The sequence below is a fragment of the Pseudolactococcus hodotermopsidis genome (genome assembly GCF_011170085.1).
Taxonomy (GTDB): Bacteria; Bacillota; Bacilli; order Lactobacillales; family Streptococcaceae; genus Pseudolactococcus; species Pseudolactococcus hodotermopsidis.
The window spans coordinates 1-1,034 of record NZ_BLLI01000137.1 but is presented as its reverse complement, the minus strand read 5'-3'; the positions used below and the strand labels follow the sequence as shown (position 1 = coordinate 1,034).

The 1,034-nt window shown below is 35.5% G+C and carries 1 protein-coding gene; it reads left to right on the top strand.

Annotated features, from left to right (window positions below; translation table 11 throughout):
* Positions 1-155: 155 nt before the first annotated feature.
* Positions 156-881, top strand: a complete 726-nt coding sequence (locus tag Hs30E_RS11015; RefSeq protein ID WP_172209970.1) for a hypothetical protein — start codon at positions 156-158, stop codon at positions 879-881.
* The last annotated feature ends 153 nt before the right edge of the window (positions 882-1,034 follow it).

Genomic DNA, 1,034 nt, shown 5'->3' with positions numbered 1-1,034 from the left:
AGGTTTAAAAACTTTAAGAAACGGATCCTACTCATGAATAAAACCTTAATAAATTAAAAAACAAGCAACTAATCAGTTACTTGCTTTATAGGGGAAAGGAGTTTCACACACGATTTGACAAAGAGCCGTTTTGTTTAAATGTGAGGAGAAACATTTTGGAAATTATTTTATTAGCTGTCGGCATTTTTATTGTCATTATTGGGGTAACAGTTGTTCTGCTTTTTAAGAAAACTAATGATGCAGGAGATTTTCCGTCAAATAATCTTGAAATAAAGCCAAAACAACAGGCTAAGTTTGGGCATTTGGAAAAGATTGAATTTCCTGAAAAAAATAAACTTGACCCTTCAAAACCTTCATTATCTGAGGCGGACAAAGCGGAAGTGAGACGGTTGGTTGTAGCGGGAAAGTCTGTTAAGGCGATTAAGTTTGTGTGCAATCAGACAGGTTTAGGCTTATCAGAGGCGAAAAATTATGTCTTATCAATTGAGGAGTCCGCAAAATTTGGTAATATCATGAGTATATCGGATATTAGTTCAGTTCATGTTGATGAGACAATTGTATTGACACAAGCAGACAAAGCGATATTAAAGCAATTGTTAGAGGATGACAAGTCTGTGCAAGCCATTAAATTTTTACGCGATAAAACTGGTATTGATTTGCTCAACGCCAAGGTTTATGTGGATCAACTAAGAGAACAGCGCATTCAGTCGGAGAGTTATGAGGAAAATTCGGCGTTATCAAAAGAAGAGTTAGAAGACGTGTTGCAGTTGATTGAAAACAAAAAGCTTGTGCAAGCGATAAAAGTTGTGCGTGACAAGACTGGTTGTGGGTTGACAGAAGCTAAAAATTTTGTTGACGATTTGAGAGACCAGAAAGGATAGCTGGACTGTCAAGAAAAAAACTTGACACCACTGTCAAGCGAAATTGAAAATGTCCCAAAAAAAGTCTAAACATGAGTTACGTTTTGCTAAAGCAAAATTTGCTTTTAGATTCCATTTTTGATATTATTTAGTTATGATTTAGGCTGAATTTTC